The sequence below is a fragment of the Brevundimonas sp. NPDC055812 genome, assembly GCF_053616535.1.
Window position 1 is genome coordinate 112,364 of record NZ_JBSHDX010000009.1, and the last position, 14,698, is coordinate 127,061.

The 14,698-nt window shown below is 67.3% G+C and carries 16 protein-coding genes; 13 read left to right on the plus strand and 3 right to left on the minus strand.

The window, feature by feature from the left end; all coding sequences use genetic code 11:
• Window positions 1-139 precede the first annotated feature (139 nt).
• The 4 genes from ACWGL1_RS14875 to ACWGL1_RS14890 are packed head-to-tail and all read left to right on the plus strand — an operon-like array spanning window position 140 to window position 2,743.
• Complete coding sequence (locus ACWGL1_RS14875; RefSeq protein ID WP_312218834.1) at window positions 140-862, plus strand: hypothetical protein; 723 nt, start codon at window positions 140-142, stop codon at window positions 860-862.
• A 57-nt stretch (window positions 863-919) separates the two neighbouring features.
• Complete coding sequence (locus tag ACWGL1_RS14880) at window positions 920-1,324, plus strand: hypothetical protein (protein WP_291778808.1); 405 nt, start codon at window positions 920-922, stop codon at window positions 1,322-1,324.
• Window positions 1,321-2,052, plus strand: coding sequence for a C39 family peptidase (locus ACWGL1_RS14885; protein ID WP_452112416.1), 732 nt, complete (start codon window positions 1,321-1,323; stop codon window positions 2,050-2,052). The genes ACWGL1_RS14880 and ACWGL1_RS14885 overlap by 4 nt, the downstream gene beginning before the upstream one ends.
• Before the next feature lie 4 nt (window positions 2,053-2,056).
• Complete coding sequence (locus ACWGL1_RS14890) at window positions 2,057-2,743, plus strand: hypothetical protein (RefSeq protein ID WP_452112417.1); 687 nt, start codon at window positions 2,057-2,059, stop codon at window positions 2,741-2,743.
• Between the two features lie 54 nt (window positions 2,744-2,797).
• Here the strand turns inward: ACWGL1_RS14890 and ACWGL1_RS14895 are convergent, their stop codons facing one another.
• Together ACWGL1_RS14895 and ACWGL1_RS14900 are read right to left on the minus strand one after the other, a co-directional pair.
• Window positions 2,798-4,147: a transporter gene (locus ACWGL1_RS14895; RefSeq protein WP_452112418.1), complete on the minus strand. Its 1,350-nt coding sequence runs from the start codon at window positions 4,145-4,147 to the stop codon at window positions 2,798-2,800.
• Window positions 4,148-4,176: 29 nt separating this feature from the next.
• Window positions 4,177-4,932 carry a Crp/Fnr family transcriptional regulator gene (locus ACWGL1_RS14900; RefSeq protein WP_291778820.1) on the minus strand — a complete coding sequence of 252 codons (756 nt, stop codon included), beginning with the start codon at window positions 4,930-4,932 and terminating at the stop codon, window positions 4,177-4,179.
• 286 nt (window positions 4,933-5,218) lie between these two features.
• Here ACWGL1_RS14900 and ACWGL1_RS14905 point away from each other — a divergent pair, with 286 nt between their 5' ends.
• On the plus strand, window positions 5,219-5,986 hold the full coding sequence (locus ACWGL1_RS14905) for an IclR family transcriptional regulator (RefSeq protein ID WP_291778823.1): 768 nt from the start codon (window positions 5,219-5,221) through the stop codon (window positions 5,984-5,986).
• A 12-nt stretch (window positions 5,987-5,998) separates the two neighbouring features.
• Here ACWGL1_RS14905 and ACWGL1_RS14910 read toward each other — a convergent pair whose 3' ends face one another.
• Window positions 5,999-7,183 carry an NAD(P)/FAD-dependent oxidoreductase gene (locus ACWGL1_RS14910; RefSeq protein ID WP_452112419.1) on the minus strand — a complete coding sequence of 395 codons (1,185 nt, stop codon included), beginning with the start codon at window positions 7,181-7,183 and terminating at the stop codon, window positions 5,999-6,001.
• 125 nt (window positions 7,184-7,308) lie between these two features.
• Between ACWGL1_RS14910 and ACWGL1_RS14915 the strand changes: the two genes are divergently transcribed.
• The 8 genes from ACWGL1_RS14915 (at window position 7,309) to ACWGL1_RS14950 (ending at window position 14,658) form a co-directional block, all read left to right on the plus strand.
• Window positions 7,309-8,559, plus strand: coding sequence for an aromatic ring-hydroxylating dioxygenase subunit alpha (locus tag ACWGL1_RS14915; RefSeq protein WP_291778830.1), 1,251 nt, complete (start codon window positions 7,309-7,311; stop codon window positions 8,557-8,559).
• 2 nt (window positions 8,560-8,561) lie between these two features.
• Window positions 8,562-9,035, plus strand: a complete 474-nt coding sequence (locus tag ACWGL1_RS14920; protein ID WP_291778833.1) for an aromatic-ring-hydroxylating dioxygenase subunit beta — start codon at window positions 8,562-8,564, stop codon at window positions 9,033-9,035.
• A complete protein-coding gene (locus ACWGL1_RS14925; protein ID WP_291778837.1) occupies window positions 9,032-9,361 on the plus strand; it encodes a non-heme iron oxygenase ferredoxin subunit in 330 nt (109 codons plus the stop codon). The genes ACWGL1_RS14920 and ACWGL1_RS14925 overlap by 4 nt, the downstream gene beginning before the upstream one ends.
• A gap of 4 nt (window positions 9,362-9,365) precedes the next feature.
• A complete protein-coding gene (gene gtdA / locus ACWGL1_RS14930) occupies window positions 9,366-10,418 on the plus strand; it encodes a gentisate 1,2-dioxygenase (RefSeq protein ID WP_452112420.1) in 1,053 nt (350 codons plus the stop codon).
• Window positions 10,415-11,113 (plus strand): fumarylacetoacetate hydrolase family protein, encoded by a 699-nt coding sequence (locus ACWGL1_RS14935; RefSeq protein WP_452112421.1) that lies wholly within the window; start codon window positions 10,415-10,417, stop codon window positions 11,111-11,113. The genes gtdA and ACWGL1_RS14935 overlap by 4 nt, the downstream gene beginning before the upstream one ends.
• 73 nt (window positions 11,114-11,186) lie before the next feature.
• Complete coding sequence (locus tag ACWGL1_RS14940) at window positions 11,187-12,521, plus strand: MFS transporter (RefSeq protein WP_346522368.1); 1,335 nt, start codon at window positions 11,187-11,189, stop codon at window positions 12,519-12,521.
• 4 nt (window positions 12,522-12,525) lie between these two features.
• On the plus strand, window positions 12,526-13,155 hold the full coding sequence (gene maiA / locus ACWGL1_RS14945; RefSeq protein WP_452112422.1) for a maleylacetoacetate isomerase: 630 nt from the start codon (window positions 12,526-12,528) through the stop codon (window positions 13,153-13,155).
• 54 nt (window positions 13,156-13,209) lie between these two features.
• Window positions 13,210-14,658 (plus strand): alginate export family protein, encoded by a 1,449-nt coding sequence (locus ACWGL1_RS14950; RefSeq protein ID WP_452112423.1) that lies wholly within the window; start codon window positions 13,210-13,212, stop codon window positions 14,656-14,658.
• Window positions 14,659-14,698: the final 40 nt, after the last annotated feature.

The window sequence follows — 14,698 nt, forward strand, 5'->3', positions numbered from 1 at the left end:
CCGGCTGACGGTCGTGCTGCAAGAATTCTCTAGAAAAATCAGAGGTTCTCTTCAGGGGAACGACGGCTGTCATCCGACGATTTGGGCCTTCGGAGGTGGAGGAGCCTCCTTTGAAACCCTTTTGATTGGAGGCAAAGAAATGCGTGCCAAATTGATGACGTCCGCTGCGGTCCTGGCCGGAGCCCTCGCCTTTGCGGGCATGGCTCAAGCCCAGTCCTCGAGCGGGCCGAACGGCGCGGTCGGCGGCAATACTTCGGCGACCGATTCCTACAACAGCGGCGGCAACAGCACGGATGTGGATCTGGGCGTCGCGGACTCGTTCAACACCGATAATTCCACCGACCTCGATGTCGGCATTTCGGATTCGCTGAACGATAATTCGGATAATTCCACCAACACCAACCTGGAGTTGGGCGTTTCGGATTCGTTCAACGACAACTCGGATAACTCGACCAATACCGAGGTCGGCATCTCCGACTCGTTCAACACCGACGCCTCGACGAATACCGACAACTCGGTGAACACCAACCTGGAGTTGGGGGTCTCTGATTCCTTCAACGACAATTCGGTGAATGACTCGGGCAACGACAACTCCACCAACATCGGCAACATCCGCGTCTCCCTGAACATGCAGGAACTCAGCGCCAACGTCAGCGACCTGAGCTTCGACATGTCGGAAGACGGCCAAGGCCCGCAAAACGGCCGGATCCGCACCGGCGACATCAACCAGAGCGGCGGCGCCTTTGCAGGCTTCGCCGGCATCCAGACGGTGAGCAACAACACCGGTCTGGCCTCGGTTGGTCAGGCGGCCACGGCGATCAGCGCCAACGCCAACGTCACCTTCGGCGGCGGCGGCAACTAGGCCTTCGTTTTCGGCGGCCGGTTCTCCGGCCGCCGAACTTCTTCCTGGGAGGGAACCATGCTCAGCCTTCTGTCGACCCTGGCGCTGCTGGGGGCGGCCGATCCGAATTCGGCCTCTCCGCCGTCGCCCCCTCCGCCCCTGATCATCATCGCGCCGACCCAGGCCGACCCCTCGGCTGCTGTCGCGGGCGCTCCGCGTTCGCTGGCGATTGAGGAATTGGACGCCCTGCACGGCCGCCAAGGCGCGCCATCCGTCCTCATCGCCAGCGACCAGCTGCTGCAGGCGACGAACAGCGGAAACAGCGTCAACGCCAATACGGTCACGACCGGCGCCATGCGCATCGACGCCAACGCCTTTTCCGGCTTCAACGGCATCGGCAACTTCGTCATGAACAGCGGCAACAACAACAACCTGCAAGGCGCGATCACGATCAATATCGTGACGACGGCGCCGAACCCGTGACACGCTGGACCGCCCGGTTTCCGCCCGGCCTGGGGCTGGCTGTCGGGGTCAGCGTCGCGGTCCTGTCCGCGCCCTCGGCTCAGGCTGAGATTCTGCTGAACAACGGCCCGGCTGCAGGGCGGGTGAAGGTGGTTAGCTATCGCGACCTGCCGTTCCGCACAGTGGTGCGCCAGCAGTATGACTTCAGCTGCGGTTCGGCCGCCCTGGCCACACTGTTGCGGCACCACTACGGACGTGATGTCGGCGAGGCTCAGATTTTCCGCGCCATGTTCGCCGACGGCGATCAGGAGACCATTCGCCGCGTCGGCTTCTCCCTGCTGGACATGAAGCGGTATCTGGATGCGCGGGGCTATCCCGCCGACGGCTTCCGGCTGAGCCTGGATGAGCTGATCGAGATGAACGCCCCGGCGATCGTGATGATCGACACCGCCGGCTACAAGCATTTCGTCGTCTTCAAGGGCGACGACGCGGGGCGCGTCCTGGTCGGCGATCCGGCCCTGGGGCTGAAGATCTATTCGCGCGACCAGTTCACCGACATGTGGAACGGGGTCGCCTTCGTCGTCCGTCAGCCGGCGGACACCTTCAACGACGCCGAGGAATGGCGCGTGTGGAACCGGTCGCGGCCGGGTCAGGCGCTGCAACCCATGTCCCTGGCGGAACTGACGCGGGAGTTGCCGCCGCTCTATCAGGTGACGACGCGGTTCTCCCTCGATCCTTATCTGAGGTGACGCCATGCGACGCGCGCGATCCAGCCTCCTTATGATCATCAGCCTGGCGGCGCCGATCTGCGTTGCGGCGCCGGCCGGCGCCCAGTCCGCCGCCTTCGCCGCCGAACTTGCGGGCGGTCCTCTGTCGGAGCCTTCGGGCGCGCCGCTGCAAGCGTCGGCGCCGCCGGCGTTGGCCGTGACGGTCTCGGACGGTCCCCGGATGATGACGGACGCCGACATGGCCGAGGCGCGCGGGGGCTTCATGACGGTGGCGGGCTTCACCTTCGGCTTCGGCGTCGTGGTGCGCTCCTACGTCAATGACCAACTGGCCCTGCAGACCCAGCTGACCTGGACGCCGACCGGCGCCATGACCGAACAGGTCCAGCACAACGTCCCCGGCGTCTCCGACCTGGCGGGCGCCATGGCCGGCCTGATGGCGGGCGGCGTTGATCTTCGCGGACTGAACAACGCCGGCGGCGTGGCGGTGATCGACGGGAACGGCGCCACGGCCATCCTGCACAACATCACGACCAGCCAGTTGCAGAACCTCATCATCAACAACGCCGACAACCGCGACATCCGTCAGGATATGGAGTTGAATCTGGTTTTGCCCGACCTGGGGATGATCCAGACCAACAGTCAGCGGTACAACTATGGCTCCAACATCGCCCGCGACATCGACTGGGCGGGTCTTCGGAGCCCCGGCGGCTAGGTTGGTTGGCGGCGCGAGCCAGGGCAGGGGCCGCCGCGGCGGCCCCTTCTCATGTCAGAACACGATCGGCAGCCGCAGGATGAAGCGCATGTCCGGCGCATCCTCGGTCACGCCGAACTCGAAATTGCCGTTCAGGCTGTATCGGTCGTTGATCAGATAGGACATGCCGAACTGAAGGGCTCCGACCTGCAGTTCGTCAGACTTTTCCGTGATGTCGTTCAACTGGCTCGAGGTTGGGCGGATGTAGTTGTGCTTATAGCCCAGAGAGAAGGAGAAACGCGGGTTCAGCGAGAAGCCGAAACCGATCGCCAGGCCGATGGCGTCGCCCGGATCGACCTTGCCGATGTGGATTTCGCCTTCTGTCTTGTCGATGTCGCGCGGCAGGTGGGCGAAGTAGCTCAGGCTGCCGAAGATGACCGCCGGGTCGCTGGGATAGAGGAAGCTGATGCTGGGCTCGACGCCCCAGAAGCCGGAGCCGGTGGCCAGGCGCGTGGCGATGCCGAACTCGTCGCGATCGATGTCGAAGGGGCCTTCACCGGTGTCGCTCTTGACCCTCAGGCCGGCGATGAAGATGGGGCGGCCGCGCTCGCCGCCGTTGATCTGATAGCGGACGGCGGCCTCGACGTCGCCGACGCCGTCGCCGCTCAGGTCGATGGTGCGGGTCACCGCCTCGTCGCGCTGCTGCACGGTGGTGATGGTGTCGTTGCGCCAGACGTAGGGCGCGCGGATCTCGGCCTCCAGTCGGGGGGCGATGCCGTATTTCGCCGCCAGGGTGACGACGCCGGTGTCCCGGTCGGCCTCATTGGCCTCGATCACGCCGATCTGCACGCCGGGCACGATCTCAATGCCGCGGAACACCAGGCGATTGGCGCTGGAGCGCGTGTATTCGGTCGACAGGTCCACCGTCAGCTTGCCCGGCTGGCTCAGCACGGCGATGCCCTCGGGGATGGCGGCCAACTGTTCGCGCCGCACCTCGGGCGCGGGCGGCGGCGGCCCCTCGGTCGGGGGCAGGGTCGGCTGAGCCGGTCCGTTGGGCGCGATGGTGCTGGCGACTTGCCGGCCGGCGCGCAACTGGTCGAGCGTGCGATCGGCGAAGATCGCCCGGCCCGAGGCGTCGGTCTGCACCTGCCAGCGGGAATCGACGGCGGGCGGAGGGACGGCGGCGCGTTCGGCCAACAGGGCTTCCTGCGCCTCTATCCGACGTTGCTGTTCGACGACCAGAGCCTCCAGCCGCGCGACCCGGGCCGTAAGGTCCTCGTCCTGGGCGAGGGCGGCGCCGGGCGCCAACAAGGCCGCCATGGCCGCCGAAACGCCGATCATCCGCAGGGCGGAGCCGGCGCGTCCCGGCGGGCGGCGGGGGAAGAGAGGCGGACGGGGCCGAGACGGTTGTCGATAAAGGCTCATGACGCTCGCTCTCTCTTTTCGCTTCGGTTTCAGTGAAGGGCGTGTTCGTCGACGCCATAGTCGCTGGCGGCGCGCAGATAGGCTTCGTCCAGCAGGGTCACCCAGCCGCTCTGCATGGCGATCAATCGCTGGCGTCGCATCTGTCCCAAGGTGCGGCTGACATGGACCAGGCTCAGCCCCAGGGCGTCGGCCAGGGTCTCCTGGGTCAGGGGCAGATGCAGACGGTCGCTGGTGCACAGGCCGGCGCGTTGCAGCCGATCGCGCAGTTCCAGCAGCAGGTGGGCCAGGCGGGCCTGGGCCGACTGCCGGCCTAGGCGTACCACATGATTCAGCAGGCAGGCTTCCTCGTAGCGGCGAGAGGTCGCCAGGGCCCGACGCAGCCGGTCGTGACGCGGATCCTGCAAGGCGAGAATTTCGCGCAGCATCAGGGCGTCGACATATTCGACCCGCGTCAGGGCGATGACGGTCGTCTCGTCCAGCGGCCGCGGATGAAGGCTCAGCCCCATTGAATCGCCGGGCAGCAGGAAGCCGAAGATCTGACGCTGGCCGTCGGCCAGGATGCGCTGCCGACAGGCCCAACCGCTCAGAATCAGGCGAGGCGAGGCGGCCCGCCCGTCCGGATCGAAGGCCTGACCCGCAGGAACCACTTCCTGAAAGACGCAGAGGCGCCGCACCAGGGCGCGCTCTTCATCGCTCAGCCGGTTGATGGAGGTGAGGTTGCGCAGCGCCGCCAGGTCGCCTGGCGTGGACGCCGAACGGCGCACGCTGACCGCGCGCGTCACCATGCCCTTACGGGCAGGCGCGACCGACCCCCTCCGGCGGTCCGGCTTGCGTCCCTCTCCCACACCATCTCAGGCGTTCCTCCGGGACGGGAAACGGCGACCGCACGACGGTCGTTCCTGCCAAGGCGCAAAAACGTTGATTTTAAGTTAATTTTAAGGAGACGGCTGCGCGCATCGGCCGGACCGGCCGGATATGACCGGCTGCGATCAGCCCTTCCCTTGTCAGTGAGCGGCTGACTCCGCATGAGAGAGAAGGGCCGAAGACGAGCCGGCATGAGGGGGCGGTTGAATGGTGGAAACGACGGATCGGCGACAGGGCATACAGTCGGTGGGCATCGGCCTGCGCGTGCTGGACGTGCTGGCGTCGCTGGACGGAGCGGCGGCCCTGGGCGCGATCGCCCAGGCGTCGGATCTGTCGGCGTCGCAGGCGCACCGCTATCTGGCCAGTCTGATCGCGGCGGGCATGGCGCGGCAGGACGCCGCGACGGGACGTTATGAACTGGGGCCGGGCGCCTTGCGGTTGGGGCTGGCGGCCCTGTCGCGCATGGATGTCTTCCGCGAGGCCGCCATCGCCATCGGCGACTATGTGCGCGAGACAGGCCGTACGGTGCAGATGGCCGCCCTGGGGCCGTCAGGCCCCATCGTGGTGCGCTGGATCATGGGGACGCCGCCGATCTCGACCTCGCTGACCGTCGGCGCTCCGCTGCCGCTGCTGAGTTCGGCGACGGGCCATGTCTTCCTGGCCTTCAGGCCCGAGAACCAGACCCGGGCCATGGTCGAGCGCGAGACCCAGCCGCAGTTCCAGCCCATCGACGTTGAAGCCCTGCGCGCGCGGGTCCGCCGCGACGGCTATTCCGCGATTCGCGGGGACCTGATCCCCGGTCTGCGCGCCACCGCCGTGCCGATCTTCGACCTGCAGGGCGAGGCGGTCTTCACCGCCACGGTGCTGGCCACCGATCTGTTCAAGCCGGAGAACGACGATCAGGCGCGCGATCGTCTGATCGAGGTGTGCGACCAGATCACCGCCGCGACCGGCGGCATACGTCCCCAGGTCTGACGCGAGCGCGCTTCAGGCGGCCTTGCGCAGGTCGACGGACGGATCGGATGCGATTTCGGGCTTGAGAGTCTTGCCGATCAGCCGGCGGGCGGCGGCGAAATCGCGCGGTCGATCAAGGCAGACGGCCCCGACCAGAGCGCCCTGACGCAGGTAAAGACGCACGCCTTCTCCACGCTCCACAACGACGTCTGCGGCGGACGGGTCTCCGAGAATCTGCAGGTTATGCCCGCACTGGTCGGTCCAGAACCAGGGCGCCGGTTCGGGTTCGGACGGCAGGCCGAGGATCGCCAGCGCCGCCTTGCGGGCCGAGGTCTGAGCGTGAGCCCAGGTCTCCATGCGTCTCGCCGCGCCGTCCTTCAGCCGCGCCGCCACGTCGCCGATGGCGAAGACGCGCGGATCGCCCGGCGAGCGATAGTCGTCGTCCGTCAGCACGCCGCCGTCGATCGGCAGGCCGGACGCTTCCGCCAGTTCGACGCAGGGGATGATGCCGATCCCGACGACAACCAGGTCGACGTCGAGCGTCTCCCCGCCATCCAGCGTCGCCGTGACGCCGCCGTCGGGCGTGTCGTCCAGGCCGGTCAGCGAGCGGCCCAGGCGGACGTCGACGCCGATGCGCGCGTGAGCCTCGGCCAGCCACTGGGCCGCCTCGGCCGGAATGTTGCGCCCCAGAAGCCGCTCGCCCGCTTCGACCACCACGGCGGACAGGCCCATGCCTTGCAGGGTCGAAGCCGCTTCCAGACCGATGACGCCCCCGCCGACGATCAGGGCGCGCGCGCCGGGCCGAGCGCCCGCGGCCAGGGCGCGCGCATCGTCCGTGGTCCGCAGATAATGGACGGCGGGATGGTGGGGCAGGGGCAGGCGCCGCACCCGCCCGCCGGTCGCCATGATCAGGGCGTCGAACGGCTCGGCCGATCCGTCGGCCAGGCGGACTTCGCCCTTTTCGCGGTCGATCGCGACGGCGGGACTGGCGGTTTTCAGGACGGCGTTCAGCGCGCTCCAGCGTTCCGCCGGCGCCAGCCAGACGGGTTCCGGTTCGGCTCCGCTCAGGAATCCCTTCGACAGGCTTGGACGTTCGTAGGGGGGGTGCGGCTCATCGCCGATGAGGGTCAGGATCCCAGAAAAACCCAACTCTCTCAAGGCGATGGCGGCCATTCCGCCAGCGTGGCCGGCGCCGACGACAACGATGCGCTCCGTCATTTGTGATCTCCTCAGGTCATTGCACTACATGCAACGCATTTGACATAGATCAAAAACCACGACACCAAGGCGGTCAACGGCGACGTGAGATCGCCGCTTCGAATTGTCAGTTCGGGAGCTTTTCAGTGACCATCGCCATGCGCCCTCCAGAGGGCCGTCAAGCGCGCGCCTGGCCGGCCGATGTCGACGCCGCGGTGCCCTACTGGGTCTATACGGACCCGGAAATCTACGCCGAGGAGCTGCAGAAGATCTGGTACGGCCCCCACTGGCTGTACGTCGGCCTGGAATGTGAAATCCCCGATGTCGGCGACTGGAAGACCACGACCCTGGGCGAGAAACCCTGCGTCATGGTCCGCTCGGGCGAGGACGAGATTTCGGTCGTCGAGAACCGCTGCGCCCACAAGGGGGTCAAGTTCTGCCAGTCGCGCTTCGGCCACTCCAAGGAGCTGATCTGCCCCTATCACCAGTGGTCCTACGCCCTGAACGGCGACCTGCAGGGCGTGCCTTTCCGCCGGGGCGTGAAGCGCCAGGGCGGGATGCCCGCCGACTTCGATCTGAAGCAGAACGGCCTGACCAAGCTGCGGGTCGAGGTGGTCAACGGCGTGGTCTGGGCCACCTTCTCGGACGAGACGCCGCCGTTCCGCGACTACCTCGGCGACAAGTTCTGGAAGCACTACACCCGCGTCTATGACGGCCGGAAGCTGCAGGTGCTGGGCTACAACCGCCAGCACATTCCCGCCAACTGGAAGCAGATGCAGGAGAACATCAAGGACCCGTATCACGCCGGGCTCCTGCACGTGTTCTTCGCCACCTTCGGCCTGTTCCGCGCCGACCAGAAGTCGGCCGTCGATATCGACGACGAGGGCCGCCACGGCATCCTGATCTCGCGCAAGGGCGAGCAGGAAAAGACCGAGGACATGGCGGACATCCGCAACTTCCAGGGCGACCTGGTGCTGGAGGACCCGCGCGTCATGGACGTGGTGCAGGAGTTCCCCGGCGAGGAGACCGTCGGGATGATCACCATCTTCCCCAGCGTCATCCTGCAGCAGCAGGTCAACAGCCTGACCACGCGCCAGATCGTGCCCAAGGGGCCGGGCGGGTTCGACTTCCACTGGACCCACTGGTGCTACGCCGACGACACCGACGAGATGAAGCTGCGGCGCACGCGCCAGGCCAATCTGTTCGGACCGGCGGGCTTCGTCTCGGCCGACGACGGCGAGGTTCTGGAGATGACCCAGCAGGGGGCTATGGGCTCGCCTGACGCCAACATGATCCTGCAGATGGGCGGCCGCGAGATCGCCCCGACCGACCACCAGGTCACGGAGACCGCCGTGCGCGGCATGTGGCGCTACTGGCGCAAGGTGATGGGGCTGTGAGCATGAGCGAGACCATCACCCGCGACGAGGTCCGCGACCTTTACGACGCCTATTATGCGACGCTTGACGATGTCGATCTGCACGCCTGGCCCGAGTATTTCACCGAGGACTGCCTCTATCGCGTGATCCCGCGCGAGAACCATGAGGCGGGCTACACCCTGTGCACCATGCAGGCCGAGAGCCGCGGCATGTTGAAAGACCGGGTGACGGGGCTGACGCGGACGCAGATGTACGCCCCGCGATACTACCGCCGCTTTCCCACCGCGCCGCGCATCGTCGAGCAGGACGAACAGGGCGTGCGCGTCCGCCACAACCTGCTGGTGGTGCAGACGCTGATCGACAAGCCCTCGGACATCGTGCTGTCGGCCGTCTGCCATGACCGCATCGTCCGCGACGGCGACCGGCTGCGCTTCGTCGAGCGCATCGTCGTCTTCGATTCCGAAATGATCCCGAACAGTCTGGTGTATCCCGCATGACCGATGTCGCGACCCTGTCGTGGGCGGCCGCCCTGCCGCCCTCGGCCCTGGATGAACACGGCGTGGCCAAGGCCGTCGTCAACGGCCTGAGCGTCGCCCTCTATGTCGTGGACGGCGAGTATTTCGCCACCGCCGACCTGTGCACCCACGGCCAGGCCAGCCTCTCCGACGGCTATCTGGACGGCGAGCTGATCGAGTGCCCGCTGCATCAGGGCACCTTCAATGTGAAGACCGGCGCGGCCGTGGACGCGCCCTGTTCGGTCGCCGTGCGCACCTTCCCGGTGAAGCTCGAAGACGGCGTCCTGCACGTCGGCATGGAGGCCTGATCACATGACGCAGCTGACCAACGACAACCGCGCCCAGCTCGAGACTCTCTATCAGCAGATGGAGCCGGAAGGGCTCTACCCTCTGTGGGAGAAGCTGGCCGCCCTGGTTCTGCCCCAGCCGCAGTCGCCGGCCCAGGTGCACAAATGGGTCTATGCCAACGCCCGCGACTATCTGATGCGCGCCGGCGACCTGATCAGCGCCAAGGACGCCGAGCGACGGGTGCTGATCCTGGAGAACCCCGGCTTGCCGGGCCATTCGGGCATTACGCCCAGCCTCTACGCCGGCCTGCAACTGATCCTGCCGGGCGAGGTCGCCCCGGCCCACCGTCACGCCCAGTGCGCCCTGCGCTTCGTGCTGGAAGGCGAGGACGCCTATACGGCGGTCGATGGCGAGAAGGCGGTGATGCGCCCCTTCGATCTGGTGCTGACGCCGGGCGGCCAGTGGCACGACCACGGCAATCCGACCGACAAGCCGATGATCTGGTTGGACGGTCTGGATATCCCGACCGTGCGCCATTTCGACGCCAGTTTCGCCGAGCACTATCACGAGGACCGCTTCCCGGAGCAGGCCCCGGCGGGCGACAGCCTGAACCGCTACGGCCGCAACATGCGTCCGCTGAAGGGCCACACGGCGGACCGCCGCCCGGCGCACCAGCCGCTGTTCCACTACCCCTACGCCGAGTGGCGTCCGGCCCTGGACGCCCTGGCCGAGAGCGGCGCCGAGATCGACCCGCACCTGGGTCATGCGCTGGAGTTCATGAATCCGATCGACGGCGGCCCGATCATGGCCACCATCTCGGCCCATGTCCGCCTGCTGCCGAACGGTTTCCAGACGCGTCCGCGTCGCGCGACCGACGGGACCATTTTCGTCGTCGTGGAAGGAACCGGCGAGGCCGTGATCGAGGGCGAGACCGTCGCCCTGAACCCCCGCGACATCGTCGTCGTCCCGTCGTGGAAACAGGTGGTGTTCAAGGCCGAGAGCCAGCTTGTGCTGTTCGGCTACTCGGACAAGGCCTGTCAGGAAAAACTGAATCTTTACAAGGAAGAAAACGCGTGAGCCTGCTGTTCCAACCGCAAGCGCCGGTCCTGGCCAAGACTTCGACGGGCGACGATTTCCCGGTTCGCCGCATCTTCTGCGTCGGCCGCAACTACGCCGCCCATGCGCGCGAGATGGGGCGCGACCCGGACCGCGAACCGCCCTTCTTCTTCACCGCCTGGGCCGAGACGGTCGTGCCGGATGGAACGACCATCGCCTATCCGTCCAAGACGGAGAACTTCCACTATGAGGCCGAACTGGTCGTCGCCGTGGGCAAGGGCGGGCGCGACATCGCCGTCGAGGACGCGCTGGACCACGTCTGGGGCTACGCCACGGGCCTGGATATGACCCGCCGCGACCTGCAACTGGAAGCTCGCGCCCAGGGCCGTCCGTGGGACACCGGCAAGAACGTCGAACAGTCGTCGCCGCTGGGCCTAATCCTGAAGGCGGGCGGGGGCGACTTCGACCCGAACAAGGGCGCGATCAAGCTGACCGTCAACGGCGAGGTCAAGCAGGACGCCGACCTAGCCGACCTGATCTGGCCGGTGGCGGACATCATCGCCTATCTGTCGACCCTGTGGGAGATCCAGCCGGGCGATCTGATCTACACAGGCACGCCGGCGGGCGTCGGCGCCGTGGTCGAGGGCGACGAGATGGTGGTGACCATCGACGGCCTGACGCCGCTCAATATCAAGGTCGGTCCGAAGGCCGCCTGATCCCCTTCAACGCATCATCAGCAATCACGGAGAGGCGCGCGTCAGACGCGCCCTCCGCAGGAGGACTACACATATGGCAGCCATGGGCGAAGGAGGCGGCAACGCCGTCATCGACCGGGCCAGATTCGGCCCGCTGCAGTTCGGCGTCACGGCGCTGTGCTTCATCATCGCCATGCTCGACGGCTTCGACACCCAGTCGATCGCCTTCGTCGCGCCCAAGATCGCCGAGGACTGGGGCCTGGCCCCGTCGGCGTTCGGCCCGATCTTCGCCATCGGCCTTCTGGGCCTGACGGTCGGCGCCTTCACCCTGAGCCCGGCGGCGGACAAGTTCGGCCGCAAGACGGTCATCCTGATCTCGACCCTGATCTTCGGCCTGTTCGCCCTGCTGACGGCGTTCTCGACCTCGATGAACGAGTTGTTGATCTACCGCTTCATCACCGGGGTCGGCCTGGGCGCCGCCATGCCCAACATCATCGCCCTGACCAGCGAGTACGGCCCGGCGCGGCTGCGCGCGACCCTGGTGACGGTCATGTTCTGCGGCTTCCCGCTGGGATCGACCATCGGCGGCCTGGTTTCGACCTGGCTGATCGCGACCTGGGACTGGCATTCGGTCTTCGTCGTCGGCGGCGTCCTGCCGCTTCTGCTGCTGCCGGTTCTCTACTTCATGCTGCCGGAATCCGTGCGCTTCCTGGTCGCCAAGGGCGCGCCGGAGCACAGGATCGCGCCCATCGTGAAGAAGATCGACGCCAGCGCCTCGGTCGACGAATTCATCGCCGGCCTGAAGCATGAACAGTCTTCGGCGGCCAAGGGCTTCTCGGTCTTCCAGCTGTTCCGTGAGGGCCGCACGCCCGTGACCCTGCTGCTGTGGGTCGCCTTCTTCATGAACCTGCTGGTCATGTACTTCCTGGTGAACTGGCTGCCGACCCTGCTGAAGGGAGCGGGCCTGCCGCTCAGCATGGCCATCCTGTCCACCTCGATCCTCAACCTCGGAGGCGTCGTCGGCGCCATCGTCCTGGGCCGGATGATCGACAGGATCAGCCCCTATGTCGTCCTGGGCGCGGCCTACGCCGCATCGGCCGCCTTCATCGCCCTGCTGGCTTTCGGCGGCGCCAATCTGCCGGTCCTGCTGGTCGGCGCGGCGCTGTCCGGCTTCGGCGTCGTCGGCGCCCAGATCGGCTGCAACGCCCTGACGGCGGCGGTCTACCCGACGGCCATCCGCGCCACGGGCGTGGGCTGGGCCCTGGGCGTCGGCCGCATCGGCGCCATTGTCGGCCCGCTGGTCGGCGGCGTGCTGCTGGCCGCCGGCTGGACGCCGCAGTCGCTGATCCTGCTGGCCGTCATCCCCGCCGCGATCGCCTCGATCGCCGTCTTCACCCTCGGCGGCGTGCGCCGCCGGGCCGGAGTCTGACCCCATGATCCTGCACGGCTATTTCCGCTCCACGGCCTCCTGGCGCGTTCGTATCGCTCTCGGCCTCAAGGGGTTGGAGGCCGTGCAGGTCGCCCACCACCTGCGCAAGGGCGAGCAGCGGGCGCCGGCGTACCTGGCGCTCAATCCGCAAGGGTTGCTGCCGTCGCTCGTCACCGACGACGGCGCGGTCCTGACCCAGTCCCTGGCCATCATCGAATACCTGGACGAGCTCGCGCCCGAGCCGGCCCTTCTGCCCGCCGAGCCGGTGCTGAAGGCCAAGGTCCGGGCCGTGGCCCAGGCGGTCGCCTGCGACATCCACCCGGTGCAGAATCTCAAGGTGCTGCAACGCCTGCGCGAACTGGGCTTGGGTGAAGAGCTGGTCCAGGCCTGGGCGTCGACCACGATCGAGGAAGGTCTCGACGCCGTCGACCGACTGCTGGCGGATCAGCCGGGTCCCTTCGCCTTCGGCGACGCCCCAAGCCTGGCCGACCTGTGCATCGTGCCGCAGCTGGGCAACGCTCGCCGCTTCGGCGTCGAACTGCGCTGGCCGCGCCTGCTGGCGCTTGAGGCGGCCTGTCTCGAACTGCCCACCTTCCAGAACGCCGCGCCCGGCCAGCAGCCCGACGCCGAATAATCATCCCAATCGAACCGAGCGCGGAGCCAACTGCGCCCTTTCCCGGAGGAAACCATGACCATCGCCGCTGCGGCCGCCGCCGCATTGCTTTCGCACGCCCCCATGCCCGCCGACGCCGAGGCGCCGATCCAGACCGCGCCGGCCGCCGCGCTTGCTGCGACGCCTGCGGCTCCGGTCTCGCCGCCGCCGTTCAAGCTGATCAACCACGATGAGAATTACGCCTACCTGGCCGACCCGGCGAAGCGCACCTCGACCTGGTCGAGGTTCAAATATGTCCCGGTCGGCGGGGAGGACAGCCCCGTATGGGCCAGCTTCGGCGGCGAACTGCGCTTCCGCGCCGAGCATCGCGACAACGAACGCTTCGGCCGCGGTCCGCAGGACACCGGCGGCGATTTCCAGACCCGCGCCCGCCTGTGGGGCGAGCTGAACCTGGGCTCTTCACTGCGCGCCTTCGTCGACGTGCAGGACGCCCGCACCTCGGGTCTGGCCAGCGGCGAGCCGGTGATCGAGGAGAACCGCACCGACCTGCATCAGGCCTTCATCGAGGCGAAGACGGGTCTGGGCGGCGGAAGCTTGCGCGTCCGCGCCGGCCGTCAGGAGTTCGGCCAGGGCGGCTTCCGCCTGTTCGACATGCGCGAGGGCGCCAACGCCCGGGCGGCCCTGGACATGGTCTGGGTCATGTACGACAGCCCGACCGGCTGGAGCGGCGGCGCCTTCGCCGGCTATGCGCTGCGCGAGGGCAAGGCCTCGTGGGACGACGCCACCAATTTCGACTATCGCCTGTATGGCGCGACAGCCGCGAAGACGCTGGGGCAGGGGGCGACGGCGCCGAAGCTGGAGCTGCTCTACGCCAACACCGATCGCCTGACGACGCCGTTCGATGGTCAGCTTCCCGGCCGCGACGACCGCGACACCCTGTCGGTGCGCCTGTCGGGCAAGGTCGCGCCCTGGGACTATGAGGTCGAGGCGGTCAAACAGTGGGGCTCGTTCCGCGATCTCGACATCGACGCCTGGTTCATCTCGGCCGTCGGCGGTCGCACCTTCGCGGATGTGAAGTGGTCGCCGCGGGTGGCCGTGCGCCTGGACGTCGGCTCGGGCGACAAGAACCCGAACGACGGCAAGCTGAACAGCTTCAACCCTCTGTTCCCGCAGCCGGCCGCCCTGCGCACCGATCTGGGCTTCGCCAACCTGATCCTGCTGCAGCCCGAAGTGACGGTGCGTCCGTCGCCCAAGCTGACGCTCGGCGCCAACACGGCCGGCCTGTGGCGCCAGAGCAAGGACGACGGTCTCTACGCCCTGTCGGGTCTGGTGCTGCGCGGGGCGGATGAAGGAGAGTCGTCCTATGTCGGCTGGCGCACGGGCGTCTTCGCCCGCTACGCCCTGACGCCCTATGTCTCGCTGATGGGCGTCGCCAACTACACCAAGGCCGGCGATTTCCTGAAGGAAACCGGCACGGCCGAGAATCAGTCCTACCTGGGGACCTTCCTGACCTTCAGGTTCTGAGCGGGATCAGAACCTGAAGGCGGACAGCCTCCTGTCGAAC

Coding starts and splice junctions, on each gene's coding strand:
- ACWGL1_RS14895 (WP_452112418.1), bottom strand. CDS start 4,147: ATGAGCCTTTATCGACAACCGTCTCGGCCCCGTCCGCCTCTCTTCCCC.
- ACWGL1_RS14875 (WP_312218834.1), top strand. CDS start 140: ATGCGTGCCAAATTGATGACGTCCGCTGCGGTCCTGGCCGGAGCCCTC.
- ACWGL1_RS14905 (WP_291778823.1), top strand. CDS start 5,219: ATGGTGGAAACGACGGATCGGCGACAGGGCATACAGTCGGTGGGCATC.
- ACWGL1_RS14925 (WP_291778837.1), top strand. CDS start 9,032: ATGACCGATGTCGCGACCCTGTCGTGGGCGGCCGCCCTGCCGCCCTCG.
- ACWGL1_RS14880 (WP_291778808.1), top strand. CDS start 920: ATGCTCAGCCTTCTGTCGACCCTGGCGCTGCTGGGGGCGGCCGATCCG.
- ACWGL1_RS14940 (WP_346522368.1), top strand. CDS start 11,187: ATGGCAGCCATGGGCGAAGGAGGCGGCAACGCCGTCATCGACCGGGCC.
- ACWGL1_RS14900 (WP_291778820.1), bottom strand. CDS start 4,932: ATGGTGACGCGCGCGGTCAGCGTGCGCCGTTCGGCGTCCACGCCAGGC.
- ACWGL1_RS14910 (WP_452112419.1), bottom strand. CDS start 7,183: ATGACGGAGCGCATCGTTGTCGTCGGCGCCGGCCACGCTGGCGGAATG.
- ACWGL1_RS14920 (WP_291778833.1), top strand. CDS start 8,562: ATGAGCGAGACCATCACCCGCGACGAGGTCCGCGACCTTTACGACGCC.
- maiA (WP_452112422.1), top strand. CDS start 12,526: ATGATCCTGCACGGCTATTTCCGCTCCACGGCCTCCTGGCGCGTTCGT.
- ACWGL1_RS14950 (WP_452112423.1), top strand. CDS start 13,210: ATGACCATCGCCGCTGCGGCCGCCGCCGCATTGCTTTCGCACGCCCCC.
- ACWGL1_RS14890 (WP_452112417.1), top strand. CDS start 2,057: ATGCGACGCGCGCGATCCAGCCTCCTTATGATCATCAGCCTGGCGGCG.
- gtdA (WP_452112420.1), top strand. CDS start 9,366: ATGACGCAGCTGACCAACGACAACCGCGCCCAGCTCGAGACTCTCTAT.